General features: G+C 45.0%; 28 protein-coding genes and 5 tRNA genes. 6 read left to right on the forward strand and 27 right to left on the reverse strand.

Annotation, left to right across the window (positions count from 1 at the left end; translation table 11 throughout):
* Positions 1-13: 13 nt before the first annotated feature.
* Entirely contained in the window at positions 14-1,708 is a 1,695-nt protein-coding gene (gene ggt, locus GSF13_RS22255; protein ID WP_211867131.1) for a gamma-glutamyltransferase, read from the reverse strand.
* Positions 1,709-1,971: 263 nt separating this feature from the next.
* Here ggt and GSF13_RS22260 point away from each other — a divergent pair, with 263 nt between their 5' ends.
* The 4 genes from GSF13_RS22260 (at position 1,972) to GSF13_RS22275 (ending at position 6,001) form a co-directional block, all read left to right on the forward strand.
* On the forward strand, positions 1,972-4,434 hold the full coding sequence (locus tag GSF13_RS22260; RefSeq protein WP_249122728.1) for an EAL domain-containing protein: 2,463 nt from the start codon (positions 1,972-1,974) through the stop codon (positions 4,432-4,434).
* Positions 4,435-4,560: 126 nt separating this feature from the next.
* Positions 4,561-4,995 carry a zinc uptake transcriptional repressor Zur gene (gene zur, locus GSF13_RS22265; protein WP_010368795.1) on the forward strand — a complete coding sequence of 145 codons (435 nt, stop codon included), beginning with the start codon at positions 4,561-4,563 and terminating at the stop codon, positions 4,993-4,995.
* An 80-nt stretch (positions 4,996-5,075) separates the two neighbouring features.
* The gene (locus tag GSF13_RS22270; RefSeq protein ID WP_010607100.1) at positions 5,076-5,546 is read left to right on the forward strand and encodes a chemotaxis protein CheX; all 471 of its coding nucleotides are present in this window, start codon (positions 5,076-5,078) and stop codon (positions 5,544-5,546) included.
* Positions 5,547-5,569: 23 nt separating this feature from the next.
* Entirely contained in the window at positions 5,570-6,001 is a 432-nt protein-coding gene (locus tag GSF13_RS22275) for a secondary thiamine-phosphate synthase enzyme YjbQ (protein ID WP_102057611.1), read from the forward strand.
* A 4-nt stretch (positions 6,002-6,005) separates the two neighbouring features.
* On the opposite strand, the gene alr is transcribed toward GSF13_RS22275, so the two are convergent.
* The 20 genes from alr to orn all read right to left on the reverse strand — a co-directional run bounded on the left by alr (position 6,006) and on the right by orn (position 18,145).
* A complete protein-coding gene (gene alr / locus GSF13_RS22280) occupies positions 6,006-7,088 on the reverse strand; it encodes an alanine racemase (RefSeq protein WP_010368798.1) in 1,083 nt (360 codons plus the stop codon).
* A 19-nt stretch (positions 7,089-7,107) separates the two neighbouring features.
* A complete protein-coding gene (gene dnaB, locus GSF13_RS22285; RefSeq protein ID WP_010368799.1) occupies positions 7,108-8,487 on the reverse strand; it encodes a replicative DNA helicase in 1,380 nt (459 codons plus the stop codon).
* A gap of 124 nt (positions 8,488-8,611) precedes the next feature.
* Positions 8,612-9,550, reverse strand: a complete 939-nt coding sequence (locus tag GSF13_RS22290; RefSeq protein ID WP_102057612.1) for a DUF4097 family beta strand repeat-containing protein — start codon at positions 9,548-9,550, stop codon at positions 8,612-8,614.
* 10 nt (positions 9,551-9,560) lie between these two features.
* Entirely contained in the window at positions 9,561-10,040 is a 480-nt protein-coding gene (locus GSF13_RS22295; RefSeq protein ID WP_010607097.1) for a hypothetical protein, read from the reverse strand.
* Positions 10,033-10,584: an RNA polymerase sigma factor gene (locus GSF13_RS22300; protein WP_010607096.1), complete on the reverse strand. Its 552-nt coding sequence runs from the start codon at positions 10,582-10,584 to the stop codon at positions 10,033-10,035. Before GSF13_RS22300 ends, GSF13_RS22295 begins: the two co-directional genes overlap by 8 nt.
* A 208-nt stretch (positions 10,585-10,792) precedes the next feature.
* On the reverse strand, positions 10,793-12,532 hold the full coding sequence (locus GSF13_RS22305; RefSeq protein ID WP_211867133.1) for a polymer-forming cytoskeletal protein: 1,740 nt from the start codon (positions 12,530-12,532) through the stop codon (positions 10,793-10,795).
* 4 nt (positions 12,533-12,536) lie between these two features.
* Positions 12,537-13,025, reverse strand: a complete 489-nt coding sequence (locus GSF13_RS22310) for a prepilin-type N-terminal cleavage/methylation domain-containing protein (RefSeq protein WP_211867135.1) — start codon at positions 13,023-13,025, stop codon at positions 12,537-12,539.
* Positions 13,022-13,444 (reverse strand): prepilin-type N-terminal cleavage/methylation domain-containing protein, encoded by a 423-nt coding sequence (locus GSF13_RS22315; protein WP_010607093.1) that lies wholly within the window; start codon positions 13,442-13,444, stop codon positions 13,022-13,024. The genes GSF13_RS22310 and GSF13_RS22315 overlap by 4 nt, the downstream gene beginning before the upstream one ends.
* On the reverse strand, positions 13,435-13,893 hold the full coding sequence (locus GSF13_RS22320; RefSeq protein WP_010607092.1) for a GspH/FimT family pseudopilin: 459 nt from the start codon (positions 13,891-13,893) through the stop codon (positions 13,435-13,437). The genes GSF13_RS22315 and GSF13_RS22320 overlap by 10 nt, the downstream gene beginning before the upstream one ends.
* The gene (locus tag GSF13_RS22325; protein ID WP_010607091.1) at positions 13,877-14,290 is read right to left on the reverse strand and encodes a type IV pilin protein; all 414 of its coding nucleotides are present in this window, start codon (positions 14,288-14,290) and stop codon (positions 13,877-13,879) included. The genes GSF13_RS22320 and GSF13_RS22325 overlap by 17 nt, the downstream gene beginning before the upstream one ends.
* Positions 14,291-14,704: 414 nt before the next feature.
* Positions 14,705-15,157 carry a 50S ribosomal protein L9 gene (gene rplI, locus GSF13_RS22330; protein WP_010368808.1) on the reverse strand — a complete coding sequence of 151 codons (453 nt, stop codon included), beginning with the start codon at positions 15,155-15,157 and terminating at the stop codon, positions 14,705-14,707.
* A 35-nt stretch (positions 15,158-15,192) separates the two neighbouring features.
* Positions 15,193-15,420, reverse strand: a complete 228-nt coding sequence (rpsR, locus tag GSF13_RS22335; protein ID WP_002962753.1) for a 30S ribosomal protein S18 — start codon at positions 15,418-15,420, stop codon at positions 15,193-15,195.
* An 11-nt stretch (positions 15,421-15,431) separates the two neighbouring features.
* A complete protein-coding gene (gene priB, locus GSF13_RS22340) occupies positions 15,432-15,761 on the reverse strand; it encodes a primosomal replication protein N (RefSeq protein ID WP_010368809.1) in 330 nt (109 codons plus the stop codon).
* A gap of 38 nt (positions 15,762-15,799) precedes the next feature.
* Positions 15,800-16,141, reverse strand: coding sequence for a 30S ribosomal protein S6 (gene rpsF / locus GSF13_RS22345; protein WP_010368810.1), 342 nt, complete (start codon positions 16,139-16,141; stop codon positions 15,800-15,802).
* A gap of 207 nt (positions 16,142-16,348) precedes the next feature.
* Positions 16,349-16,424 (reverse strand) — tRNA-Gly (locus tag GSF13_RS22350).
* Between the two features lie 271 nt (positions 16,425-16,695).
* Positions 16,696-16,771, reverse strand: a tRNA-Gly gene (locus tag GSF13_RS22355).
* Positions 16,772-16,964: 193 nt separating this feature from the next.
* Positions 16,965-17,040: transfer RNA gene (locus GSF13_RS22360), tRNA-Gly, on the reverse strand.
* 116 nt (positions 17,041-17,156) lie between these two features.
* A tRNA-Gly gene (locus GSF13_RS22365) sits at positions 17,157-17,232 on the reverse strand.
* Positions 17,233-17,280: 48 nt separating this feature from the next.
* Positions 17,281-17,356, reverse strand: a tRNA-Gly gene (locus GSF13_RS22370).
* Between the two features lie 243 nt (positions 17,357-17,599).
* The gene (gene orn / locus GSF13_RS22375; RefSeq protein WP_010607090.1) at positions 17,600-18,145 is read right to left on the reverse strand and encodes an oligoribonuclease; all 546 of its coding nucleotides are present in this window, start codon (positions 18,143-18,145) and stop codon (positions 17,600-17,602) included.
* A gap of 161 nt (positions 18,146-18,306) precedes the next feature.
* On the opposite strand from orn, the gene rsgA reads away from it, so the two are divergent.
* Together rsgA and asd are read left to right on the forward strand one after the other, a co-directional pair.
* Complete coding sequence (gene rsgA, locus GSF13_RS22380) at positions 18,307-19,359, forward strand: small ribosomal subunit biogenesis GTPase RsgA (RefSeq protein ID WP_010607089.1); 1,053 nt, start codon at positions 18,307-18,309, stop codon at positions 19,357-19,359.
* A 99-nt stretch (positions 19,360-19,458) separates the two neighbouring features.
* The gene (asd, locus tag GSF13_RS22385) at positions 19,459-20,325 is read left to right on the forward strand and encodes an archaetidylserine decarboxylase (protein WP_211867137.1); all 867 of its coding nucleotides are present in this window, start codon (positions 19,459-19,461) and stop codon (positions 20,323-20,325) included.
* Positions 20,326-20,350: 25 nt separating this feature from the next.
* Here the strand turns inward: asd and GSF13_RS22390 are convergent, their stop codons facing one another.
* Genes GSF13_RS22390 through thiC form a run of 6 tightly spaced genes read right to left on the reverse strand, consistent with a single transcriptional unit; the run spans position 20,351 to position 26,669 of the window.
* Entirely contained in the window at positions 20,351-21,100 is a 750-nt protein-coding gene (locus tag GSF13_RS22390) for a HesA/MoeB/ThiF family protein (RefSeq protein WP_211867139.1), read from the reverse strand.
* Positions 21,093-22,616 carry a thiamine phosphate synthase gene (gene thiE / locus GSF13_RS22395; RefSeq protein WP_211867142.1) on the reverse strand — a complete coding sequence of 508 codons (1,524 nt, stop codon included), beginning with the start codon at positions 22,614-22,616 and terminating at the stop codon, positions 21,093-21,095. Before thiE ends, GSF13_RS22390 begins: the two co-directional genes overlap by 8 nt.
* Positions 22,617-22,650: 34 nt before the next feature.
* On the reverse strand, positions 22,651-23,448 hold the full coding sequence (locus GSF13_RS22400; RefSeq protein WP_211867143.1) for a thiazole synthase: 798 nt from the start codon (positions 23,446-23,448) through the stop codon (positions 22,651-22,653).
* 2 nt (positions 23,449-23,450) lie between these two features.
* Positions 23,451-23,648, reverse strand: coding sequence for a sulfur carrier protein ThiS (thiS, locus tag GSF13_RS22405; RefSeq protein ID WP_010368823.1), 198 nt, complete (start codon positions 23,646-23,648; stop codon positions 23,451-23,453).
* On the reverse strand, positions 23,645-24,658 hold the full coding sequence (locus GSF13_RS22410; RefSeq protein WP_211867145.1) for an FAD-dependent oxidoreductase: 1,014 nt from the start codon (positions 24,656-24,658) through the stop codon (positions 23,645-23,647). Before GSF13_RS22410 ends, thiS begins: the two co-directional genes overlap by 4 nt.
* Before the next feature lie 58 nt (positions 24,659-24,716).
* Positions 24,717-26,669 (reverse strand): phosphomethylpyrimidine synthase ThiC, encoded by a 1,953-nt coding sequence (gene thiC, locus GSF13_RS22415; protein ID WP_010607083.1) that lies wholly within the window; start codon positions 26,667-26,669, stop codon positions 24,717-24,719.
* Positions 26,670-26,750: the final 81 nt, after the last annotated feature.

The following is a 26,750-nucleotide window of genomic DNA, read 5'->3' on the forward strand; positions in this document are numbered from 1 at the left end:
CCCAATCAGGCTTTTAGTAACCTGCTGCTTGGCCATCCTTTCTTGTTTCGGATGCACCATAGTACACTCCAGTTTTACCATCTCGCATAATCGCTTGATAACCGCCATAAGGACCAACTGCTTCTTGTAACTTATGACCTTTTTTTATCAGCTCTCTACGGGTTTCCATCGAAAAGCCAGACTCGAGACTGATATACCCTCCATCCGTCATGATTTCACCGGTTGGCTGCGATGAACCACTATGCAAAATTCGAGGCGCATCGCCCGCTTCTTGTAGATTCATACCAAAATCAATCATGTTAATGAGGATCTGCGCATGCATTTGCGGTTGAGTCGCGCCTCCCATCACGCCATAACTCATCCATGGTTTACCATCTTTTGTGACAAAGGCAGGAATAATGGTGTGAAATGGTCTTTTTCCCGGCGCATAACCGTTGTAGTGGTTTTTATCTAACGCAAAGAGTTCGCCTCTATTTTGCAAGACAAAGCCAAGTTTAGCTGGAGTCATACCTGAGCCCATACCACGGAAATTACTTTGGATCAGCGACACCATATTCCCTTCTTTATCGGCAGTCGTAAGATAAATGGTATCCCCTTCTACAGGCCCTGCATGATCGCGTTTAGCTGCTTTATTTGGATCAATCAATGCACGCCTTTCGTCAGCATATGCTTGCGAAATAAGCGTCGCGACTGGTATCTCATTAAAGTCTGGATCGGCGTAGTATTTTGCTCTATCTGCAAAGGCAAGTTTTTTTGCTTCAACAAAGGTGTGAATATACTCAGGGCTGTCGAATCCCATAGCCTTGATATCATAGCCCTCTAAAATATTGAGAATTTGCTGGGCGGCAATGCCCTGACCATTGGGAGGTAGTTCCCATAACGTGTAGCCGCGATAATCAGCACTTACGGGGTCAACCCACTCACTGTGGTGCTCAGCCAAGTCTTGGTAACTTAAGTATCCACCATTGGCCTTCATGTAACGGTCGATTTCTTTAGCAATTTCGCCCTTATAAAAGGCATCGCGGCCTTTTTCTGCAAGTAACTCATAGGTATTAGCGAGTGCCGGATTCTTAAATATCTCTCCCTTTTTAGGCATTTCTCCCTCAGGCATAAATACTTCTTTAAATCCGGAATATTGCTCACGAGCTGACACCGAGCGCTGCATGTAATAAGCAATCAACTCCGAAACTGGAAAGCCGCTTCTAGCGTAGTCGATACTGGGTTGAAGTAACTGTTTCATTGGCAGTTTGCCAAATTTTTTGTGCAGTTCAAACCAACCATCGACCGCACCGGGCACTGAAACAGGAAGCGGCCCATAACTTGGAATCGTATCTCCTTGCTGCTGTAACTTTGCTAGCGAAAGGCTTTTTGGTGAGCGCCCTGAAGCATTGAGACCAAATAACTTTTGTTGCTTCGCGTCCCACACAATAGCAAATAAGTCGCCACCGATACCGCAACCTGTAGGCTCCACTAGGCCAAGCATGGCATTGGCTGCAATTGCAGCATCTATGGCGTTTCCGCCTTGCTTCAATACCTCTATTGCGACTTGGGTTGCCAGTGGTTGAGAAGTTGCAGCCATACCCTGAGTTGCAATAACCTCTGAACGGCTAGCAAAAGCTTTTCCCGTGATCCTGTCATATGCGAGAGCCGCTGAGCTTACAGAAGCACATAGCATACTAACCAGTGTGCACTTAACGACCTTATTCATTATTTTTCTCTTTTGTTGTTTTCTTTTTAACCAATATAAAAAGCCAATTCGCTTACAGCAATTCATTTGCGGTCAAAGCGAAAGAAAACGAGATTGGACCTAATGCGAAAACTCAAGACACCATCGCCATAGCACTCGCTCTGCCACAAGAGTATTCCCTCAAATCTAATACAAGCTTTTGCAGCTGGACTACACTTAAATGTTGAAGTGCTGTGCAGAAAAAATAAACCTAATCGAGATCAGGATAATTGAATTGGTTATTTATGAGTAATCGGGTTATTTCTATAAACTTAAAACAAACATTGACTTGGGGCACGGTACTCTGTGGCTTGGTGCTCACGTCTCTTATTATCTCCATTTCATATGTTAGCCAGCGATACATGCTTCTCAATACCTATGAAACAAATCTAAGACAAGATTTATCCCATTTAGGTAGACATCTTTTCACTGAATTTGTGGAGGGCAACGATAATCAGATAAGTCTGACTCTCAAGGATTATTATTCTGACGGTAAATATAAAGCGCTCTTCCTTATTCAAGGAGAAACGCTCATCAACGAAACCCAACACTCAGCGAGTGGACTACAAATATTTAATCAGGTTATCAGTCAGGCGCAAGCGACTGCAACACTACGCACACTTGACCTCACAGTGGCATTTGACCCTAATCAGCAGCACTTTCTCGCAGCCATTCCCATTTCACCTAAAGTGCCCGTCGTTGAGTCCGCTGATTTAGTTAGGCTGATTGCTATTTATGACATAAGCACCATTTTTCTTGCGTTAAGGCAACAATTGATAACGACGGCGAGTATTTTAGCGGTGTTTTTGATACTCATCATTATCGCACTACTAAGCTTTACCCATTACTTCATTCATAAACCGATCAAAAGACTGATCCAAGTAGGCAATGCATTATCCACAAAGTCTTTGAGTAGTAGAGCCGACATTGTGGGACATGGCGAGCTTGGAGTCCTTGCCAAGCAATTCAATGTCATGGCACAAACGTTAGAAAAAAACTGGCAACAACAATTACAAAGCACCCAAGAATTACAGCGCCGTCACGCACTTATTAATAGTGTTTTTGAGGCATTACCGGATATTTTCTTTATAATCAATACGGATGGCACCATCTTAGAATGTCATACCGGAAAATCAGACGACTTGTATATGTCGCCTGAGCAATTTATCAACAAGAAAATGTCGGAAGTACTGCCCTCCCACGCAGCTAAACACTTTAGCCAAGCCATCAAGTCTGCCAATCAGCGCCACCAATTAACCCAAATAGAATATCCACTGACAATTGCTGATCAAGCGAAGTTATTTGAAGCTCGGTTATCCCCTATTCCAGGAACAGATCAATTGGTTATTGCAGTGCGAGATATCACTGAGAAAAAGCGTCAAGAAGAAGTCATTTTACATCACGCTTTTTATGACTCATTGACCGATTTACCAAATCGCTTTTTAGCGATGGAGCGGCTAGCGCAGCAACTGTTTGATGCCGAACGCAACGATGAGCTTGCGGTGGTGTTTTTTATTGATTTAGATGATTTTAAAAGGATCAATGATTCACTCGGACACGAAACGGGGGATCAAATTCTCATCGCTTCGGGAGAAAGACTCAAGCAATCGCTACGTGAGCAAGATACCGTGTCACGTCTTAGTGGTGATGAGTTTATTGTGTTGATGGGAGGATTTAAACATACTGCAGACATTACCTCAGTTGCCGATATGCTCATCAAACTTTTTCACCATCCCATTATTGTCGACGATAAAGATTTTAATATTTCAGTCAGTATAGGCGTTGCTATCTATCCTTTAGACGCGAACTCCCCCCAAGAGTTACTTAGCTGCGCTGATACCGCAATGTACAATGCCAAAAGTAATGGTCGCAACAACTACTGTCTATTTAATCAAAAGATGAGTCAACAGTTGTCTCGGCGCATTGAAATTGAGGAAGCACTGCGCGTAGCACTAAATGAACACGAGTTAGAAGTGTTTTACCAACCTCAATTTTATATTGAAAACAGTGATGTATTTGGCGCGGAAGCTTTACTTCGCTGGCACAGTAAAACACTGGGTAATGTCTCTCCCGCGGAGTTTATTCCCGTTGCGGAACAAAGCGGTTTGATCATCGACATCGGATTGTTTGTGCTCTCAACGGCTATTAACCAAGCACACCAATGGCAGCAACACTTAGACTCCGACATCCGTATCGCAATCAATTTATCACCAAGGCAGTTTAAAGACCCAAGCCTTTTGAAACAGATTGAGCTATTAGTAAAAGACATCCCGATTGCCAATCGCTTTATCGAGTTGGAGATCACAGAAGGCGTACTGATCTCAGGACAGGCACAGGTAAAACAGACCCTAACCCAATTACATCAGTTAGGGTTTAAATTATCTTTGGATGATTTTGGTACGGGCTATTCGTCACTGAATTACCTCCGCCATTACCCCTTCGATTTACTCAAAATAGACCGCAGTTTTATCAGCGATATGCTCGCCACTCACGAGTCTAAAGCGTTAGTTAAAACCATTATTGCCATGGCGCATAATTTATCGATGAAGGTAGTCGCCGAAGGCGTGGAGACGCTGGAGCAATTGCGTTTATTGCAGCAGCTAGAGTGTGATTTTGGTCAAGGATACCTGATCAGCAAACCGCTTTCTGCAGCACAATTTGAAAGCTTTTACCATACTAAGATCGAACCAGTTAAGCGCTCTTCTTAGCAAGAAAAACAAACTTTAAAAGCAACATCGCGCCCGAATATCCACTTGAGATAATAAATCAGGGTAAACACAAGACTAATAAAAATAATATGTTAGTATTGCAAGGCAGTGTAAGGATTTTGAATCATGAATATAGAGTTACTAGTTAGCAAAGCCAAGCAAGTATGTGACAACCGTGGTGCACGATTTACTCCTATTAGAGAAAAAGTATTTAGACTACTTGCCTCTAAACAAGGTGGCGTTGGTGCATACGACTTACTTGAAGAGCTCAAGTTGACGGAAGCGGCTGCAAAACCAGCTACCGTATATCGTGCCTTAGACTTTCTTTCTGAGTTGGGTTTTATCCATAAAATAGAAAGCACTAATGCGTTTATGCTTTGCCATCACTTCGACCACACACACCCAGTGCAGTTACTGATCTGTGATAGTTGCGGTAACGTTCAAGAGTTACACTCAAACACGATTTCGCATGAACTGAACAGCCTAGCTGCGGAAACCGGATTTGTGGTTACAGAGCAAACCATCGAGGCTCATGGCCGTTGCGAAAAATGTAAAGATTAAGTGCAGTGAGTAAAAAAGCCCACTACACTTATCACTAAGAGCGACACTAATTTATTAAAAAAGCGTAAGGGAAAGTCAATATGAATGTAGAGTTCATCAACCCCTTTTTATCATCTCTAATCAATGTATTGGCTACAATGGCGCAAACAGAATTGACGCCGGGTAAGCCAAAAGTGAAGAAAGACGAAGTCGCACAAGGTGATGTATCGGGTCTGATTGGCATGGTTGGTCCACAGACAAAAGGGTCATTTTCGATCACCTTTGAAGAAAACTTAGCGCTAACCATTATGGAGCGTATGCTTGGTGAACGCCCAGACTCCATAAATGAAGACGTCACTGATATGGTTGGTGAAATCACCAATATGGTCACTGGCGGTGCTAAAAACCTGCTCGGCGAAAAAGGCTACGAGTTTGATATGGCAACACCGGTTGTCGTTTCAGGTCCAGGCCATACCATCACTCATAAATGTGATGGTCCTAAACTTATTATGCCATTCACCTCTCCTGACGGTAATGCCAATATCGAAGTCAGCTTCGACAAACTCGCCTAACAGTTAAAAACACACGTTACTTTATGAGTTGGACTCAAAAACAAATTATCTTGAAGCCTCGAAAGCGAGGCTTTCACTTGGTAGACGACGAGATTATCTCGCAGCTTCCTGAACTACATGACTATCGTATAGGGCTGCTGCACCTGTTTATACAACACACCTCCGCCAGCCTAACAATTAACGAAAATGCCGACCCTACGGTACGTATGGATATGGAAAGCCACTTTAATCATTTTGTACCACAGAGGCAAAGCTACTACCGCCATGACTATGAGGGTGATGACGATATGCCAGCACATATCAAATCCAGCACCTTAGGATGTGAAGTAACCATTCCCATTTCTGAGGGCCGCCTGCGTTTAGGTACTTGGCAAGGTATTTATCTCGGTGAGCATCGTGACCATGGTGGTGCAAGACGCGTTATCGCAACGCTTCAAGGTGACAGAAAAGGCTAGGCGCTTAGCCTTCGATGTATTCGTAGCTTACTCTTGGGGTGACGTTACACAGCAGCTCATATGGAATCGTATCTGCACATTGCGCTATCTCTTCTACGGGCAGGTTTGGTCCCCACATTTCTACTTCTTCACCAACTTGAATGCCATTAGAATTATCACCAATATTCACACTGATCATATCCATAGACACGGTGCCGACTATACCGTAACGCTGGTTACCAATAACCACCGGAGTGCCAATTTTAGCGTGTCTGGGATAACCGTCTCCATAGCCAACACCAATAACGGCAAGATAGGTGTCCTGTTCACATTGCCAACGTCCGCCATAACCTACCGCCTGATGTGCTCTCACCCGCTTGATGGCAATAACTTTAGTGGTCAAGCGCATGACGGGCTTTAAACCGTGTTGCTGGCCAACACGCGCAAGCATAGGTGAAACGCCATAAAGCATTAGGCCCGGACGGATCCAGTCGCCATGAGATTCTGGCCAACCTATGATCCCCGCGGAGTTTGCCAAACACAATGGTGCGTGACTTTGGCCAACTAACGACTTAAATAGTACTTGCTGTACTTCGGTTTTATTGTCTTTGATATCATCGGCACAAGCAAAGTGTGTCATTAAGTGGATTTTATCAGCAACATTTTTTGAGCGCTTAAGGCGAGCATAAAACGCTTCAAACTCTTCAGGCTCAACGCCGAGACGATGCATACCGGTATCTACTTTTAGCCACACTGTGAGCGGTGCATCTAAATTAGCACGCTCAATGGCTTCAAGCTGAGAAATGTCATGCACTATGGTTTGCAAATTATTGGCAAGTAAAATAGGTAAATCAGAAGGATGAAAAAAACCTTCTAACAAGACAATTGGTTTAGTGATGCCACCTGTTCTAAGCGCGAGCGCTTCATCAACTCTCGCCACAGCGAATGCATCCGCATCTTGCAAATGCTGAGCTATTTTAACCAAACCATGACCATAAGCGTTGGCCTTAAGTACCGCCATAATCTTACTTTTTGGCGCCAGTTTTTGTGTTAGCTGTAGGTTTTCTCTCAGCGCGGTTAAATCGATTTCAGCACTTGCTAGTCGCATTTCACTACTCAATTGACAGTTAATATTCGTCGTCCATTGCTGGACCCGCATAGTTATCGAATCGAGAGTATTGACCTTGGAAGGTTAACCTAACCTTACCGATCGGACCGTTACGTTGCTTACCTATGATGATTTCGGCCGTGCCTTTGTCTAGGCTATCGTCGTTGTAAACTTCATCACGATAAATAAACATGATTAAGTCGGCATCCTGCTCGATAGAGCCTGATTCACGTAAGTCAGAGTTTACTGGGCGTTTATCTGCACGTTGTTCTAGCGTACGGTTAAGCTGAGAAAGCGCGATAACTGGACACTGCAGCTCTTTGGCTAGTGCCTTTAATGAACGAGAAATTTCAGCAATCTCAAGCGTACGGTTGTCCGAAAGGCTCGGTACGCGCATGAGCTGCAAGTAGTCCACCATGATCATGCTGATCCCACCGTGATCGCGCGCAATTCGTCTCGCGCGTGAACGCACATCTGTTGGCGTAAGACCGGATGCATCATCTATGTACATCTTGCCCTTTTCCATCAGTAAGCCCATGGTGGATGACAAACGTGCCCAATCGTCATCATCTAATTGACCGGTACGTACCTTAGTTTGGTTGATACGGCCGAGTGAGGCGAGCATCCTCATCATGATCTGTTCTGAAGGCATCTCTAGCGAGTAGATCAGTACTGGCTTATCTTGCGTCATCGCGGCATGCTCAGCCAAGTTCATCGCAAATGTGGTTTTACCCATCGACGGACGCGCTGCAACAATGATCAAATCAGAAGGCTGTAGTCCTGCTGTCATCTTGTCTAAGTCGCCGTAGCCTGTACTTACCCCGGTAACACCATCTTGTGGAGATTGGTAAAGTTCTTCAATTTTATCAACGGTTTTCTCTAGGATGCTGTGAATACTCTGCGGACCTTCAGTGCTTTTAGTGCGCTGCTCAGCAATCTTAAATACCTTGCTCTCAGCTAAATCTAACAGCTCATGGCTATCTCGTCCCTCAGGATTAAAGCCAGCCTCTGCTATTTCATTCGCCACACCAATCATTTCGCGAACAACCGCACGCTCACGGACGATACTCGCGTATGCATCAATGTTTGCAGCACTTGGCGTGTTTTTAGCAATCTCAGCAAGATAGGAGAAACCACCTATGGTTTCTAACTGATTGTTCTTTTCTAGATTCTCAGAAATCGTGATTAAGTCGATAGGTTGACTAAGCTCTACCAGCTTTTCCATCGCTTCAAAGATCAGCTTGTGGGTTCTGGTATAAAAGTCATGAGACACCACCAATTCCGCAACACGGTCAAAGGCTTCATTATCTAGCATCAAGCCACCGAGCACAGATTGCTCAGCTTCAATTGAGTGCGGTGGAACTTTTAAGGTATCGACTTGTATATCTGGTTTAGCCATATCACAACATTGAGAAATTGAGGGCCCTCTATTGTATCTGGTCTACCCATAAGTGCAAATAACAAAAGGCCAGAGTTTGGGGGAAACTCTGGCCTTTTGCTGTTCTTGCAGGTCTATTGCTTCACTAGTTACGCTTTAGCTCAATATTGCCGCTAACTGTATCGATTTCTACATCTGCATTACCACCGTTAAGCACAAATTCAAGTGAACGAGCTGGACCATATTTGGCTTTTTTGACTTGATCTGAACTTAGCTCATTGGTGATATGGCCACCTGAATGCGCGTTGATTTCAAACCTTGCTGATACATCTGCAGGGAAATAAAGCTCAATATCGCCACTAACGCTGTCCATATTTATATTGGCGTTGTCCAGTAACTTTGCTGCATATACTGCTATTTCGCCGTTAACGGTAGATAAGCGTAAGTCTTTTAACTCTGCCATCTTCAACTCGACTTCGCCATTGACGTTTTCTAAGCGCAGCTCGGTTGCGGTGGTTTGCGTTTTAATTTCGCCATTAACGGCGTTAAATCTTAGCTTACCACTCGAAGCGATATCTTCAATGTCCCCATTGACGGTTTCAAACTGAATATTGCCATCTAAGTCACGACTATCAATATCACCATTTACCGTTTCTAATGCAATTTTACCGCTGATTTTACTCGCTTTAATATTGCCGTTGACTGTTTTGATACGGGCGCCCGCAGTTAAATCAGCAGCTTCAACATCAACCACCACCCCTTCAAAATTTAATTCACTGCTACGAGGCATGTAAATGGTGAGTTTAGAGCCATCACCACCGCCCCAACTTTTATAGCGTCTTGGCATCTTCACGATAAACTCGGTTACCTCACCAGAGGTTTCTAGTTTATAACCCTCGGCTTTATCGTCTAACTCGCCTGTCACTTTAAAAACGTTTTTATCCCATGTTTTTATCGTTACGTCACCGCGCTGATTCTCGATGACAACTTTACCATTTGCAGGAACCGACAGTTCTTTATCGATAGATTCTCCAGCGAACACTATTGCAGGTAGCGCCGCTAGGCCAATAATTAATGCTTTCATCCTAATTCTCCTAAATTTGTTGCCAACGAGGTTGGTGAACCTTATTGATTAAGTCGAGTTGCTGCTGATAAACCTGAGCTAACATCTTTAACAGCGCAGCATTCTCAGGATCTTGCTTTAAAGACAACTTAATCGCTTGTTCCGCCTGCTCGAGCTCTTGCAATTGTGTCTGCCAATCAGAAGTCAGCGCTGGCTGCGTTTCATATTGAACCAGTAAAGACTGCTTTTGCTGCTCAAAAAAAGCGCTAATGTTAGCCAGTGAGTCTTGCTTGGGCTGATTCATAATGACTTGCCAAGCAAGTAAGCCCGCAATAGTACACGCCGCAATACCAGATAACTTTTGCCAATTATTTTGCTTCGGCGGCTGCATCGGTTGTGCTTGATTGATTGCACGCTCAACGCCTTGCCATAAGTCACGTTGTGGCTTTGGCTGCGACTGTTCGTCATTCAGTGCGGTATGCATAAATTCATCAAAAGATGGTTTAGTCATTGTTGTACCACTCCTGTAATAAGTTACGTGCTCGGTGATATTGCGATTTACTCGACCCTACGGCCATGTTTAACATATTGGCAATTTCCTCGTGGCGATACCCTTCGACAGCATGTAATACGAAAACCAACCTGGCACGTTCTGGCAATCTGACAATGAGTTTATCTAAGCCATTTAGCTCTCCTAGCTGCTCAGCACCTTGCTCATCCAGACCGGACTGCTCAAAGCTTACGACCTTTTGTAACCAGTTTTTTTGCTTTCTAAGATAGCTGATAGCAATATTACTGGTCACACTATGAAGCCAAGTCGTAAATTGTGATTGCCCTTTAAATTGGTCTATCTTTTGCCACAATTGCACAAAAACTTCCTGACATGCATCTTCTGCATGAGCAGGCTCAGCGAGCAATCTAAGACATAATGCATATACGCGACGATGATGTTGCTCAAATAGTTCGCGAAATGCACTTTGATCCCCTTGCTGGCACCTAGCCACTAGCGCATCGGTTTGTTCTTGTGTAAATGCCTCTTTGGCATTAATTATCATGCGTCTGTTCCTTTGGGTTGATTCCTTCATCTTCGCATATCGAATGGAACAAACAAAGTCACCAACGCTCAATTGCCAATTTCTACTTTTTTATAAAGTACTTATTTAGACGCGGGAGAAATCAGAAATGGTTTAAAGGGGTTTGAAAAAATTTTACTTTTTGTATTTAGCAGCAAAAAGTGGAGCGTTGGCGCTCCACTTAGGAAAGTTACTCAGCGCTTTTAGCTTCACTCTCATCGGCAACTTGGTACGGTTTGTAGTGCCAGCCCTTAAAGACCAATGTCGGCTTTTGTCCCGGCGGCTGTACGCCAATGCCTGCATTTTTTAATGCTTGATCAAAGTGGATCCCTGTACCACCGGTACCAGTAATCGATGCCCCTCGAACTGTACCGTACAATTGCCCACTGCCGTTCAACAGAATAGAAGTCAACGGTGAATAAATAGCAGCATATAGTGACGATGCGCCGCTAAATACAAAACCATTAGGGCCATCAAATGAAGAATACACACTAAATACCGGCAGTTTGCTCTTCTTGGTTAAGCCTTCTTGCTCAGCAATAACCTTAGCACTTGCGCCAATAGAAACTTTGCCGGTAGTGAACACGGTCAAAGAACTTTCTTTTTCTATCCAGATATGGGTGTCGCCAGTTAATGTGAGGTCACCATCAATCAACCAAATCACATCGCCACCAGAGATCTTTATTTTTCCGTCAGATCCTAACTTCAACCCTTTAAAAGGGAACGCAAGCTGCGTTTTTTCTGTCGCTGTGCCGAGATTCTGATCTACCCCTTGGAACAAATAAATGGTGTGCTCTTTTGCAACATACACACTTGAGCCATTACGCTCGTACACGGCCTGTTTAGGTTTAAAGTGCAAGATTTGTTGCGCGCCTACATTTAGAGGAGTGAATCGATTACGAGGATCGATAATGCTATCCATATTAAAAGGCAACGCCAAAGGATCACATTCTTTATTTGGCCTTGCTGGGTCGTAGTCGGGAGAATCTGGATCGTACACTTTTACCGGTTCAACCACTAAGTCTGCGACTCTAAATTTAGCATCGGAGTAATGCACACCATCTTGAACTTGCAAGCCAGTATCTTTAAATTGACCGCTGCCAGTATATTGAATATCGAACGCATCGCCATTTTGGTTGAGGATCTCAGCGCCCCACTCCATTTTCGCGTCACCCATTGCACGTACATAACCTTGGATCTTTCCGCCTCTATGCGTGAAAAAGCCGCGGCTATAGACATTACCTTCCACTCGAATACCACTCGATGACGGCGAAATATCTACCCCGGTATTTGACCTAACGTCACCCAAAATCGGTGAAGAGCCTTTTAAGTAAATCACACCAGATGCTTCAACATCACCTTTAATCGGAGAGTGGCCTGATAGCACCACATCTGCATCGCCTACCACAGTGTGTACATCACCATCATGGCTTTTTGTTTCTTCGTAAGTGCCTTTCGATGAGTCATAGCTATCGACAGAGCCACTACCAGATAGATTCACCCCTTTACAGCCAGTAACCGCATTTTGGAATATGGACTCTTTCGCCGCTGGCTGCAACTCAAAGCGCGCAACTAGCCGATGGTTCGCGTGCTCACCATGACGTTGACCTAAGCTTTCGATTTCAAACTCATTGCCATTGGCATTAACCGAGATCTGATATTGCGAATCAGGAACTGCACCGCTACCCGTTTTGTTTATACCATTTATCAGCGCATTGACGTCTTGCGGATTGCCACTTAACGCCGCATCCAGCTTTTGACGATATTCTCTGATCCCTTGTTCAGCCACTAATCTTGCATTAATGTCTTTTTGGAAGTTACCACTTAATCTTTCTTGTACAACACCTTCCTTGAGGGAAGCGAATACCACAACGCTAGCCATGCCGCCGAGCAGCATCACTTTAACCAGTGTAAAACCTTGTTGTTTCATTGTATTAGCTACCTAATCCAGCGTAAAAATTCATCTGTATGCCTGCACCATATTGTGTCGGAAAACTACTACCCTGTATTGTGACTGTAATTAACTGACCACTGGCATCGGTTGCAAATGTGAGTCCAGTTACCCCCTTCAAAAGATTGATATCACCCGTGCCGCGATCGCACACTAAATACCCATCTTGTAAAAAATAGCGCTCAGTGTAGTCAACTATGGGGACACTGCCATCACAAGCGGGGACCCCTGCCAATTGGCGGATCGTAATATCGGTCGCCGTCACAGTAGGGACTTCCTGAGTTTGCTTGATGCTGCGCATCATCACTCGATTGGTATAGCGAACAATCTCTTGCGATGTTGCAAGCTGCTGGCTTGTCGTCACCGTTTCTTTTATCGACGTGTACGACGTTGCAATCCCCATAACCAATACCAATCCCACAACCATAGCAACCATGAGTTCCAGTAAGGTATACCCATTTATCTGTTTCATGAGCCCCCTCCTGCCGGCGGAGAACAAGTGTCCGCAACCTCTGGGTAACTGGTAGTTAAAGAAATTTGGTTTTCAGCAGGGTTTTTTACTCGCTTATCTTCCCAGCTCACCGTAAGCTGCATGTTATTGCTATAGGTCGCAGGCAACACTAACGTAAAGCGACTATCCGCAGGATGCAGCTGTTGAATAAGTGGATTGGCGAGCGTCATATCATTGTTGTTATGTTGCAATTCACATAACAACGGCCATATTCTCTCAATTGCGTTTTGACCATGAATTAACGCCATTGTGTATTGAAAGCTATTGGAGGCAAACTGTAATGACTTAAGCTGCGTCGCAGCCAAACCAAGCAACATTAACCCAGCCACCAACATCGACACCACGACCTCAATGAGAGAAAACCCCTTACTTAACTGCAATTTTGTTCCGCCTCAGCTAACCAACTTTGACCGCTGACCAACACACATAAACGATAATCCTGAGTATTGGCAATGTTGTCGGTAATCAATATATTGTTTGTTGCCAGCACTTCGCCACTTTCACGCACAACTTGGTCGGCAAGTGCCACTTCTATCGAGCTATGTTTAATAGAAAACCGCCCTACTTCGGTCAATTGGCCATTTTCATTGGTTTTCACAACCCAGTCGCTGTCCTCTACGACCAGTGACACCTGCTGCTCTCGTCGAACCGCTTCACTGCGGGCCAGACGATATACCGCCTGCAGTTGATTAGCATGCGTCGTGAGTCTGTCTTGCTGAATTTGCTTTATAAAACTTGGCGCAGCTATCGAAGCTAAAATTGCAAGTATTGCCATGGAAATAAGCAGCTCAAGCAGGGTAAACCCTAAATATCTATTGCCAGCAGTCATTGTTCTTCGGTCCCTGTTCACCAAGATGGTTGATACTTAGTACACCACACCTGTCAGCCGCTTGTGCTTTTCCCGCTATTGGCGTGGCTGTAAATTGATACCCCAAGTTACGGTATTGCCCAACTGCGCCATTTGGTTTATCAGTGGGAATATATTTAAACGTGTAGAATTTAGACTCAGGCAGGTCTGTAAGTAAACTCGCATCAGGGTAGCCACTATTACGGCTATATATGCGCTCAATCACACCTGCCATTTCCAACATTTGCTGTTGTGCTTGCGAACGACGTCCATCCTGAACGTATTCCACATATGACGGATATGCCACGCTGGCTGTGATCGCCACTATTGCAACCGCAATTAATAGCTCTGTAAGCGTAAAACCTTTATTTACCGACATTTAATTATTCCACCACTAAATTGATAGCGCTGTCATTTTATTCCACTTTATGACAGACAAAAGACAAAGAAAAGGATTAACCTATAATATGTAAACATAACATGGAGCGAAAGTTTCTAAAAAGGAAACTTATTACACCACATTACAACAGTATTACCTTTTGATATAAGGCAAACTTTGAGCGAGAGGATCATCCATGTCACACCTTAAATTGGTATGAATAAGATTATTATTATGATTTTCTTCGAGGGGTTACTTAATTCAACCTAAGAGTTGGATACCAACAAAACCAATAGCATTAAGAATATCTATTAACTAGGTTTTTACTGTCCGAAATTCGGGCTCATTTAGGAAAATTAAGTGAATAAAAAGCCGTGCATAAAAATACACGGCTTTTTTAAGCTCAATTAAAAATTAAGCTTCAGCAATTACGATTACTTTGATCGTAGCTGTAACGTCAGAGTGTACTTGGATAGCTACATCGAACTCGCCAGTCTCACGGATAGTACCAAGAGGTAGACGAACTTCTGACTTAGATACCTCAACACCTACTGCAGAGATAGCATCAGCAATATCGCGAGTACCGATAGAACCGAATAGCTTACCTTCGTCACCCGCTTTAGAAACTAGAGTTACTTCAGCTAGTGCTTCTAGTTTTTCAGCGCGTGCCTGTGCAGCAACTAGCTCTTCAGCGATTTTCGCTTCAAGCTCAGCGCGACGTGCTTCGAAAGTTTCAATGTTAGATTTAGTTGCAGGAACTGCTTTACCCTTAGGGAATAAGAAGTTACGTGCGAAGCCAGATTTAACATTAACCTGATCACCTAGGCTACCTAGGTTTGCAATTTTGTCTAGTAGAATAACTTGCATGTCTCTACACCTTTTAAAAACTAGTAATCAGCTGCTTACTTGTGTAAGTCAGTGTATGGAAGAAGGGCTAGGTAGCGAGCACGCTTGATAGCAGTTGCTAGCTGACGCTGGTATTTAGCGCTAGTACCTGTGATACGGCTAGGTACGATTTTGCCACTTTCTGTTACGTAGTTTCTAAGAGTAGCCAGATCTTTGTAATCAATTTGTTGTACGCCTTCCGCTTTAAAACGGCAGAACTTACGACGTCTGAAATAACGTGCCATGAGTAATTTCCTCAATTAATTCTTTCAATATGTTGTGCGTGCAATACCAGCTGACTCAAGCCATTTCGGCTCTCGTGGCGATTTATAAAACCGCGAACTTGTAATGCTTGCCCAACGTATAAATGCTCAGTTTGGTTTCGGAACTGTTCTCCACTGGCAACCACTTGAATACGCACGTAGGCATTTCGAGTAAGGTCAGCCTCTAATTGCATTGATTTGTGCTCAAGTACAAATATGCAATGTGGGATCCCAGCTGGGCTTTGACTAAATTTAGGTGTTTTACAAATCACGCCCGAAAGCAGATATTGATTGGTATACAGGTCAACCTGATTACTCACCATTACCTCGAAAGGTTAGTCAAATCCGAAATCAACAACGATTAAGCAGAAGCTGCTTCTTTTTTCTCTTCTTTTGCAAGAGGAGACGCTTCAGTTACCGCGTTTTTAGTACGCATAACTAGGTTACGAAGCACTGCATCGTTGTAGCGGAAAGAAGTTTCAAGCTCGTTGATTACTTCAGTTGGTGCTTCAACGTTCAATAGAACATAGTGTGCTTTGTGAAGCTTTTCGATTGGGTAAGCCAGTTGACGACGACCCCAGTCTTCTAGACGGTGAATAGTACCGCCAGCTTCAGTGATAGCACCAGTATAACGCTCGATCATACCAGGTACTTGCTCACTTTGGTCTGGGTGAACCATGAATACGATTTCGTAATGACGCATGGATATTCCTTACGGTTAGTATAGCCTTGTCCCGTTTCGGCCAGTCGGGGTAAGGCAAGGAACGATAATAGTAAGGCCGAAAGAGCGCGTATTTTACGCGTAGCATTAAAATTAAGCAATCAGTTTGTTATGAAAAATTGGTGGAATAAGACTATATCTGCAAGGTTTTTTTTAGAGTGATTGAAAAACAAGAATATTTAGGAGAGTTGGAGCGGCACACGAGGTTCGAACTCGTGACCTCGACCTTGGCAAGGTCGCGCTCTACCAGCTGAGCTAGTGCCGCATTCCATAGTTAGCTCATTATATTGTCGGTAATTACGCAAGGTCGCGTTGATTACCTACTGCAGCTGAGCTAGCGCCGCATCACATATTTAGCTCTGGATTTGTCGGTAACTACGCTAGGTCGCGTCTTCACCTGTAGCAGCTGAGCCTGTGCCGCATTCCATAGTTAGCTCATTATGTTGTCGATAACTACGCAAGGTCGCGTCCTTACCTGAAGCAGCTGAGCTAGTGCTGCATCACATTTTTTAGTTTATACACCTAAAGTAAGTGTTTGGAGCGGCACACGAGGTTCGAACTCGTGACCTCGACCTTGGCAAGGTCGCGCTCTACCAGCTGAGCTAGTGCCGCATTCCATAGTTAGCCCATTATGTTGTCGGTAATTACGCAAGGTCGCGTTGATTACCTACTGCAGCTGAGCTAGTGCCGCATCACATATTTAGCTCTGGATTTGTTGGTAACTACGCTAGGTCGCGTCTTCACCTGTAGCAGCTGAGCTAGTGCCGCATCACATTTTTTAGTTTATACACCTAAAGTAAGTGTTTGGAGCGGCACACGAGGTTCGAACTCGTGACCTCGACCTTGGCAAGGTCGCGCTCTACCAGCTGAGCTAGTGCCGCATTCCGATATAGCTCTTAGTTTTCCGCTGGGCGCAACCTTGAGGTCGCGTCTAACGTTTTAGCAGCAGAGCTAGTGCCGCATTTCATTTTTAGTTTATACACCTAAAGCAAGTGTTTGGAGCGGCACACGAGGTTCGAACTCGTGACCTCGACCTTGGCAAGGTCGCGCTCTACCAGCTGAGCTAGTGCCGCATCACATCATATTCTTTATTTTTCCAGTCGAATATAAACTGAGAAGTTTGGAGCGGCACACGAGGTTCGAACTCGTGACCTCGACCTTGGCAAGGTCGCGCTCTACCAGCTGAGCTAGTGCCGCATTCCATAGTTAGCTCATTATATCGTCGGTAATTACGCAAGGTCGCGTTGATTACCTACTGCAGCTGAGCTAGTGCCGCATCACAATATTTAGCTCTGTATTGTTCGGTAACTACGCTAGGTCGCGTTTTACCTATAACAGCTGAGCTTATACTGCTTTAATAATGCTCAAGAAACCCCGCAAGGCTTGTCATCTCAAGCGGGGCAGGATTCTACAAGATAAAATTTGCTTTGCAAGTGTTTTTTAAACTTTGAAGAATTTTTCTTGGTAAACTTTCAGCTCCATGATGGAGTCTTTGATATCATCCAGTGCTAAGTGAGAGCTTTTCTTTTTGATCTCACCTAGTAGCTCAGGCTTCCAGCGTCTCGCAAGTTCTTTTATCGTACTGACGTCCAAATTGCGATAGTGGAAATAAGCTTCTAGCTCTGGCATGTATTTGTTGAGGAATCTACGGTCTTGACCAATAGAGTTACCACACATTGGAGAAGCACCTGGCGGCACCCACTCTTTAAGGAAATCTAGTGTTTGCTTAACTGCATCTGCTTCCGTGAACTTACTCGCCTTACAGCGAGCAGTCAGACCTGAGCGACCATGTTGATTGGTGCACCACTCATCCATATTGTCCAACAGCTCATCACTTTGATGAATTGCCACTACTGGACCTTCAGCTAAAACATTGAGATCACCATCTGTGATCACCGTCGCGATTTCTAAGATTTTATCTGTTTTCGGTTCTAGCCCCGTCATCTCTAGATCGAGCCAGATCAAGTTTGATTCATGAAAAGTCATACTTTACCTTAGCGGTACTTTCCTTTAGATCCAATGCAATTAGATATATCATATTAGTTTAAACACTCGACCTAAAGCTTTTTTTACCATGCGCGGCGTTTTATTGATTTATAGCCTAAATTTGAACGCTCTGCACGCCAAAGCTTAAACAGATTATAAACATGGCAAAGAAAAAGAAACTCAGTAAAGGCCAATCCCGTCGGATTAGAGCCAATCATCAGAAGCGAATCGATAAAGCGAAAGAGACAGAAGTATCTGATGTTTCATGGCAAAACGACAACTTAGGGCCAACAGAAGCCGCAGTGGTGATCAGCCGCTTCGGCCAACATGCGGATATAGAAACCACAGACCAAGAGGTTTTGCGTTGCAATATCCGTCGTACCGTAACAAGCTTAGTTTGCGGTGATGAAGTCATTTTTCGTCGTGCCAAGGTCAGTGATGGTGACTTAGCCGGCGTAATTGAGGCTGTACATGAAAGGCGCACACAACTCACTCGTCCGGATTTTTATGACGGTGTGAAAGTTGTCGCTGCGAATATTGACCAAATATTGATGGTGTCGGCCGTTGTGCCCGAATTCACCCCTCAAATCATCGATCGCTACTTAGTCGCTTGCGAGGATATGGGGATAGAGCCGATTTTATTACTCAATAAAATTGATTTGCTTGACCAAGAAAGCCTCGAATATATTGATGAAGTCTTAGATATATATCGTGAGCTTGGCTATCGCGTACTGTTAGTCAGTACAAAATCAGGCGAAGGCATTGACGAGTTAAAACACATGCTTGAGGACAAAAATAATATTTTTGTTGGTCAATCAGGGGTTGGCAAATCAACGTTGGTCAATACGGTACTGCCCAATGCAGATATTCTCACCAAAGAAGTCTCCGAAAATAGCGGCTTAGGGCAACATACAACCACAGTATCGCGCTTACACCACTTGCCGTCCGGTGGAAACCTGATCGACAGCCCAGGGATCCGTGAGTTCGGCCTATGGCACTTAGACGTGGAACGCGTCACTTGGTGCTTTAAAGAATTTAGGGAATTTATTGGCGGCTGCCGCTTTAGAGACTGTAAACACCTGAACGATCCGGGATGTTTACTTCGTGAAGCCGTAGATGAAGGTAAAATCAGCGAATTACGTTTTGAAAGTTACCATCGTATTTTAGAATCTATGGCTGATGGCCGCGCAGGTGCGCGCGCGCCGAGAGTCTGATAATATTTGCTAAATTGGCTCAATGACTTGAGCCCGATAGCCACTTCGCAATACAAAAAAACCGAAAGTGGCAAGACTAATAATTAGGAACTGTTAAAAGTGAATTTGGATAAACTAAAAATTGCCATGCAATATGCATTACCTAAACATGCGGTTTCTCGTTTGGTTGGTAAGCTTGCCGCAGCAGAAGCTGGCGCCTTAACCACAAAGCTAATTAAGCTGTTTATCAAACAATATAAAATCGACATGAGCGAGGCATTGCACGAAGATCCAGCTCACTACAAAACCTTTAACGAGTTTTTTACCCGTCCACTGAAGCCAGGGATCCGTCCTTTGGCAGAAGATAGCGATATCCTTGCCCACCCAGTTGATGGTGCAATCAGCCAACTTGGTGATGTCGTCGATGGTCAAATTATCCAAGCTAAAGGTCACAACTACAGCTTACAGACGCTGCTAGGCGGTAAAGAAGAAGACGTTGCGCCTTATGTTGGTGGTAAGTTTGCAACGATTTATCTAGCACCGAAGGATTATCACCGTATCCACATGCCGGTTGATGGCACACTTCGTAAAATGATTTATGTACCGGGCGACTTATTCTCAGTAAATCCACTTACTGCGCAAAATGTGCCTAATTTATTTGCTCGTAACGAGCGAGTTGTTGCTATTTTTGACACTGAAATTGGCCCGCTTTCTATGGTATTGGTTGGTGCAACTATCGTTGCTAGCATTGAGACGATTTGGGCCGGTACAGTGACACCACCAGCCGGAAGAGATGTCTTTACTTGGACATATCCAGCAGAAGGTGACAACGCGATACCGCTGAAAAAAGGCGAAGAGATGGGTCGCTTTAAACTTGGCTCTACCGTGATCTTAGCGTGGGGGGCAAATAAAGCTGAGTTCTTAGATGGTCAAAACCCAGAGACCGTCACACGCATGGGTACCCCTTTCGCAAAAATAGCAGAGTAGACTAATTGGTATTAGTGGCTTGAAACTATCTCAAGCCACAACAATCACACTCGGGGTTTTTACTGAGCCCATACTGCTTTTGCTGCAAACTCATACCATCTAGCGTACAAAATACGCTTCCTTGGTGATGTCCAAGTAGCACGTTTATGGTCAATAAAGCTTGCTGCGCGCCGATCACACCCAGTAATGGACTAATGACGCCAAAGTTGTCACAACTCTCCACTGGTGTTTGCGAACCCTCAGGGAAAACGCAAGCATAACAAGGTGACTCAGCCCTAAAATCAAAGCACATGAGTTGGCCCTGCGTGGCAATCGCAGCGCCAGCTATCAACACCTTGCTCGCTTGATGACAATACCTATTGAGCAAATAACGGGTAGTAAAGTTATCGCTGCAATCCAAGACAATATCGGCATCACGGAGTAACTCGGCGACGTTCTTATCAGTCAATCTCGCATTTATTGGTACTAGTGTGATCTCGTTATTAAGACTTGCCAGCACCTTTCCTGCTGCTTTGGCTTTTTGCTGACCAAGGTGGTTCACCTTATACAGAATTTGCCTTTGTAAGTTAGACAATTCCACGTCGTCGTCATCAACAAAAGTAAGCTTACCAATGCCACTCGCCGCTAAGTAAAACAACGCGGGACTTCCCAACCCACCGCAGCCAATCACAGCCACATGCGCCTGTTTCAATGCGAGTTGGCCTCGTTCACCAACCTCTTTTAACAGCAAATGGCGACTATACCTTAGCCGCTCTTTGTCATTGAGTTCAGTCATGCCGCGCCATAGCTTGCTTTAATTCAAGTACAGCTTGCTCTGGGTCTTGAGCCTCAGTGATAGCTCTTACAACCGCAATACTAGATACGCCAGTTGCAGCCACTTCTGGCACGCGACTTAGATCAATGCCTCCAATGGCGACTGTTGGATAGCTACTTTGCATCAAAGGTACAAAGTGCATCAGCTTTTCCAACCCTTGGATTTGGCCGGTCATGTCTTTAGTCGTGGTTGGGTAGATAGCACCAAAAGCCAAATAACTTGGGCGATAGTTATGTGCCCGGAGCATTTCATAAAAACCATGGGTCGAAATACCTAAGCGCAGCCCTGCCTCTTGGATGGCAACAAGATTAGCTTTATCGATATCCTCTTGGCCCAAATGAATTCCATAAGCGCCGTGTTTAATCGCTAACTGCCAGTAGTCGTTAATAAACACCTTCGCATCGTATTTTTGTCCAAGTGCAATGGCGGTTTGTATTTCAGCTTCGAGATTAGCTTGCTCTGGATCTTTAATTCTCAGCTGCACCGTATCGACACCTAAAGCAAGGCACTTTTCCACCCAATCAGCGCTGTCCACCACTGCATAAAGCCCAATAGGGTCGTCAATGCTGGCAAAGCCTGCGGCAAAATTAAACTCCTCAGGTAATGCAAACTCTAGTTCATCAGCAAGCCAAGAGCCCGCTTCTATCACTTGCGGGTAATCATTGAGATCAACTGGGAAACTCGTATGCGCAACAGGGCCCACGCCTTCACCATAACGTATCGCCGCTTTTAGCCCTGCATTGATGTATGCTTTAGCGAGAATAAAAGCATCTTTAAATGGGTACTCCTTGGCCATACATGCCGCGATCACTGACGATAAACTGCACCCAGTACCATGGCTATGCGGTGTTTGAATTTTCTCATTGCCAAGCCAATACTCGGTATCTCCCGCTAAGCCATAATCAATGCAGTAGCCTTTTGGGTAATCCCAATGACCGCCTTTAATGATCACCGACTTTGCACCGAATTCACGCAATTTGGCAGCAGCCTCTTTTACCGCTTCAGGACCTATCAAATACACGCCTGTCAGCAGCTGAGTTTCGTGTGTATTGGGTGTAATGATATCCACCAGCGGTAATAAATGGGTTTTTAACGCATCCACCGTGTCTTCTTCGGTTAATGAATCCCCGCTCGTCGCGATAGCTACTGGGTCATAAACCACTAGCGGCGGTTTTGCCCATGTTGCTTTATAATGCTCAAGGTGTTCAGCAATCAGTTGGATCTGCTGAACATTGGCGAGCATGCCAATCTTTATCACCGTTGCAGGCATATCTTGCGAAAGCGCCGTCAGCTGAGAGTCGATAACCGTGGTCGAAACCGGGTTTAACGCCTCCACCCCTAAACTATTTTGCGCCGTCAACGCAGTTACTACGGTACAACAATGAACATTAAAGCTCTGCGTTGCTTTGATATCCGCTTGAATACCAGCGCCGCCGCCAGAATCAGAACCCGCAATACTCCAAACGATATGTGACAAAGAGAACTCCTTATATAGTTATCCGCAATTCAAGTTAGTTTGTGTGCCAAAAAGGCATGCCTAAGGTTGGCGTAGAAGGTGATGCCACCTCTTTTTGTGGCATTGCTTTTGCCAAATAAGACAGACGCCCTGCAACCGTGCTGGCTTCAAACGCTTTTGCCATGGTGATAGGACAGCCCGCCCCTGCCACTGCCGAATTTAATAGTACGGCATCATAACCCAGCTCAAGTGCTTGGCAAGCATGAGACGGCAAACCGAGTCCCGCATCGACAATCAAGGTTTGATGGGGCAAACGTCTGCGAATGGTTTGCAGGTTATATGGATTTAACAGCCCTTTTCCCGTACCAATCGGCGCGCCCCAAGGCATTAAAACCTCGCATCCCAGCGCATCCAAACGCTGACACAGCACCAAATCATCAGTACAATAGGGCAATACCTTAAAACCGTCTTTTAGCAAAATTTCGGTGGCTTCGAGCAATGCAATTGGGTCTGGCTGTAAGTTATATTCATCACCAATAAGTTCAAGTTTAATCCAATCCGTGGCAAACACTTCCCGGCACATCTGCGCCAAGGTCACCGCTTCTTTTACGCTGTGACAGCCTGCCGTGTTTGGTAAGACTCGTAGTCCCATCTCTTTGATAAGCGACCAAAAGTCATCACCCGCCTGCTTAGTTTGCTGGCGTCTCAGCGACACAGTAACAATCTCAGCACCCGAGGTGGCGATGGCTGCCTGCATTACCTCTGGAGAAGGATAAAGTGCCGAGCCAATTAACATGCGGCTAGTAAATTGTTCACCATAAATAGTGAGCTTAGTATCAGTCAAAGACTGCATGTTTATCCCCCTTGAATTGGCGATAAAAGCTCAATCTTATCACCGTCGCTCAATGTCACGCTTGGCAGCTCCGTACGGGAAACAAAAGTACCATTAAGCGCGACGGCAAAAGGCGGTTTGGCACCTCTGGCTTCAATAAATTCCTGAATATTTTGCTCGCGGTTGATATTAATCGTTTCGCCATTAAATTCGACTTTCATAATAACTCCTTAGATAGTGCTTGTTTCACGATAAGCGGTGCCAGCAAATAACCGTGTCTGTATAGACCATTGATACTGATCACATTACCTTGTTGTTCAATTTTGGGGTGATTATCTTTAAACGCAGGTCTAAGCCCTGCTAATAAAGATAATACTCGCGCTTCGGCAAACCCACGATGAACTGAATAAGCAGCAGAGAGTAATTCGAGTGTAGAACGTACCGTTATCTCACCATTATCTTGCGACTCAATTTCCGTCGCACCAATAACAAACTGATGATCTGGTTTTGGCGCAATGTAAATGGGGTATCTTGGGTGCATCAAGCGCACAGGTCGAGTCAAGGTCACTTCTGGGGCATAAATTCTCGCCACTTCGCCGCGCACGCCACGAAGCCCATTACACGTGGCTTTCGCACCAAGACCGCGACAATCAATTACCCAGTCATACGCTTGACTAAGCTGCGCCTTTTGCGCTTCATCACAATGAACACCGTAGTTAATCTCTACCCCTTGCTGCGTCAATGTTGCCGCACTACTTTGATAAAACGCCTGATTATCAAGCTGGCCTTCGCAAGGTAAATACAAGCCTTGATGGAACACACCACTAAGTTCTGGTTCCAATTGTGCGATCTGAGCACCATTTACCACTTCCGCGCTATGATCTTTTAACGGTTTTAAGCGCTGCTGAAAACTCACTAAATCACCACGGTCTTGACCATGTGCCACAATAAGGGAGCCTTGTTGCTGGAAAAATACCGGGTTTTCCAGTTTCGCCAGTAGTTGTGGCCACAGTTTCATGGACTCCAGACCTTGCAGCGCCAACGCTTCATCACATATCACAGACTCAGCCAAGGGCGCTAACATGGCCGCCGCCACACTACCTGCTGAGCTCTCCGTACCTTGCTTTGCTTGTTCAAACACACTGATTTGATAGCGCTCAGCGAGCATCAATGCAGCGATGCGCCCAGTTAAGCCAAAACCCAAGATAGCAACACGTGCTTGAGTAGACATAGCTACACTCCTAAAATTAGCCACCCGACGGGCATCAAGGTGGCTATGATGGGATAGGTTATATCGCTTTGTGGTAAAGCTCAGAGCCTGATTGCTTAAACTCTTCCGATTTTGCTTTCATCTCAGCTTCAACATCCACCATTTTAATGCTGATCTCTTCGCCTACATTATTAGGGTCGATGCCTCGCGCTTCTAACGCTTTCGCATAGTCACGTACATCTTGGGTGATCTTCATCGAGCAGAATTTAGGGCCACACATAGAGCAGAAATGAGCGACTTTGCCCGACTCTTGTGGCAAGGTCTCATCGTGATATTCACGAGCACGCTCTGGATCTAGACCGAGATTAAACTGATCGTGCCAGCGGAACTCAAAACGCGCTTTAGATAGCGCATTGTCACGAACTTGAGCACCCGGGTGGCCTTTCGCCAGATCCGCTGCATGCGCCGCGATTTTGTAGGTGATCAAACCTTCTTTTACATCTTCTTTATTCGGTAAGCCTAAGTGTTCTTTTGGTGTCACGTAGCACAGCATCGCACACCCATACCACGCAATTTGCGCCGCACCGATCCCTGAAGTGAAGTGATCATAACCCGGAGCGATATCGGTAGTGAGTGGGCCAAGCGTGTAAAACGGTGCTTCATCGCAGTGCTTTAGCTGCTCTTCCATATTCTCTTTGATCATATGCATCGGCACGTGTCCTGGGCCTTCAATAAAGACCTGAACATCGTGTTTCCACGCAAGCTTAGTCAACTCACCAAGGGTACGCAATTCACTAAATTGTGCTTCATCATTGGCATCGGCAATAGAACCCGGACGCAAGCCATCACCTAACGAGAAACAAACATCGTATTGCTTTAAGATTTCACAGATGTCTTCAAAGTGCGTGTAGAGGAAGTTTTCTTTATGATGCGCTAAACACCACTTCGCCATAATTGAACCACCGCGAGACACAATACCCGTCACGCGTTTTGCCGTCATCGGCACGTAACGCAGTAGTACTCCCGCGTGGATAGTAAAGTAATCCACGCCTTGCTCAGCTTGCTCAATCAAGGTATCGCGGAAGATCTCCCACGTTAGATCTTCGGCAACACCATTCACTTTTTCTAGTGCCTGATAGATTGGAACCGTACCGATAGGCACAGGAGAGTTACGTACCACCCACTCGCGGGTTTCATGAATGTAGCGCCCTGTCGACAGATCCATTACGGTATCTGCACCCCAACGGGTCGACCATACCATTTTTTCTACTTCTTCTTCGATAGAAGAAGTCACTGATGAGTTACCAATATTGGCGTTAACTTTTACTAGGAAGTTACGTCCGATGATCATCGGCTCGGTCTCAGGGTGATTAATATTGTTTGGCAGTACAGCACGACCACGGGCAATTTCATCACGCACAAATTCAGGCGTAATAAACTCAGGAATACTGGCTCCAAACGATTGGCCTTTGTGTTGCTGCGCGAGCAATTCTTCACGCAACTTAGCGCGTCCCATATTTTCACGGATCGCTACATATTCCATTTCAGGCGTCACTATGCCTTGACGGGCGTAGTGCATTTGCGTGACATTTTTACCCGCCTTAGCACGGCGAATTTTAGGTAAATGTTCAAAGCGAATATGGTCAAGCCCTTCATCCGCCATACGCTGCTGAGAAAACTGTGACGTCACCGACTCTAGCATTTCGGTATCATCGCGCTCAACTATCCACTGCTCTCTAAATTTAGGAAGGCCAGCACGAACGTCAACCGGCACTTCAGGATCTGTGTATGGACCTGAAGTATCATAAACACGAATGGGATCGTTTGATTCAAATACCGGATTTTCTTCGGTGCCACCAACAAACGAATCACTTAGCGTGATTTCACGCATACCAACGCGTACGCCTGCTTGTTCGCCCTCCACATAAACTTTATGTGAATTTGGAAAAGGTTGGCCTTTAAGGTTATGGATAAATTCTGCCGCGGCTGCTCGCGCTTCACGACGACTTAGCTTGCTACTATTGTTTGACATGACGTCCCTCTTATTTTCATACAAAGGTGTCTTGTCAGATCTCCAAAAGGAGAGAGACGAGGATAGTCCTCGGGTAAGGTG

This window comes from Pseudoalteromonas sp. M8, assembly GCF_018141365.1.
In the GTDB taxonomy this organism is placed as follows: domain Bacteria; phylum Pseudomonadota; class Gammaproteobacteria; order Enterobacterales; family Alteromonadaceae; genus Pseudoalteromonas.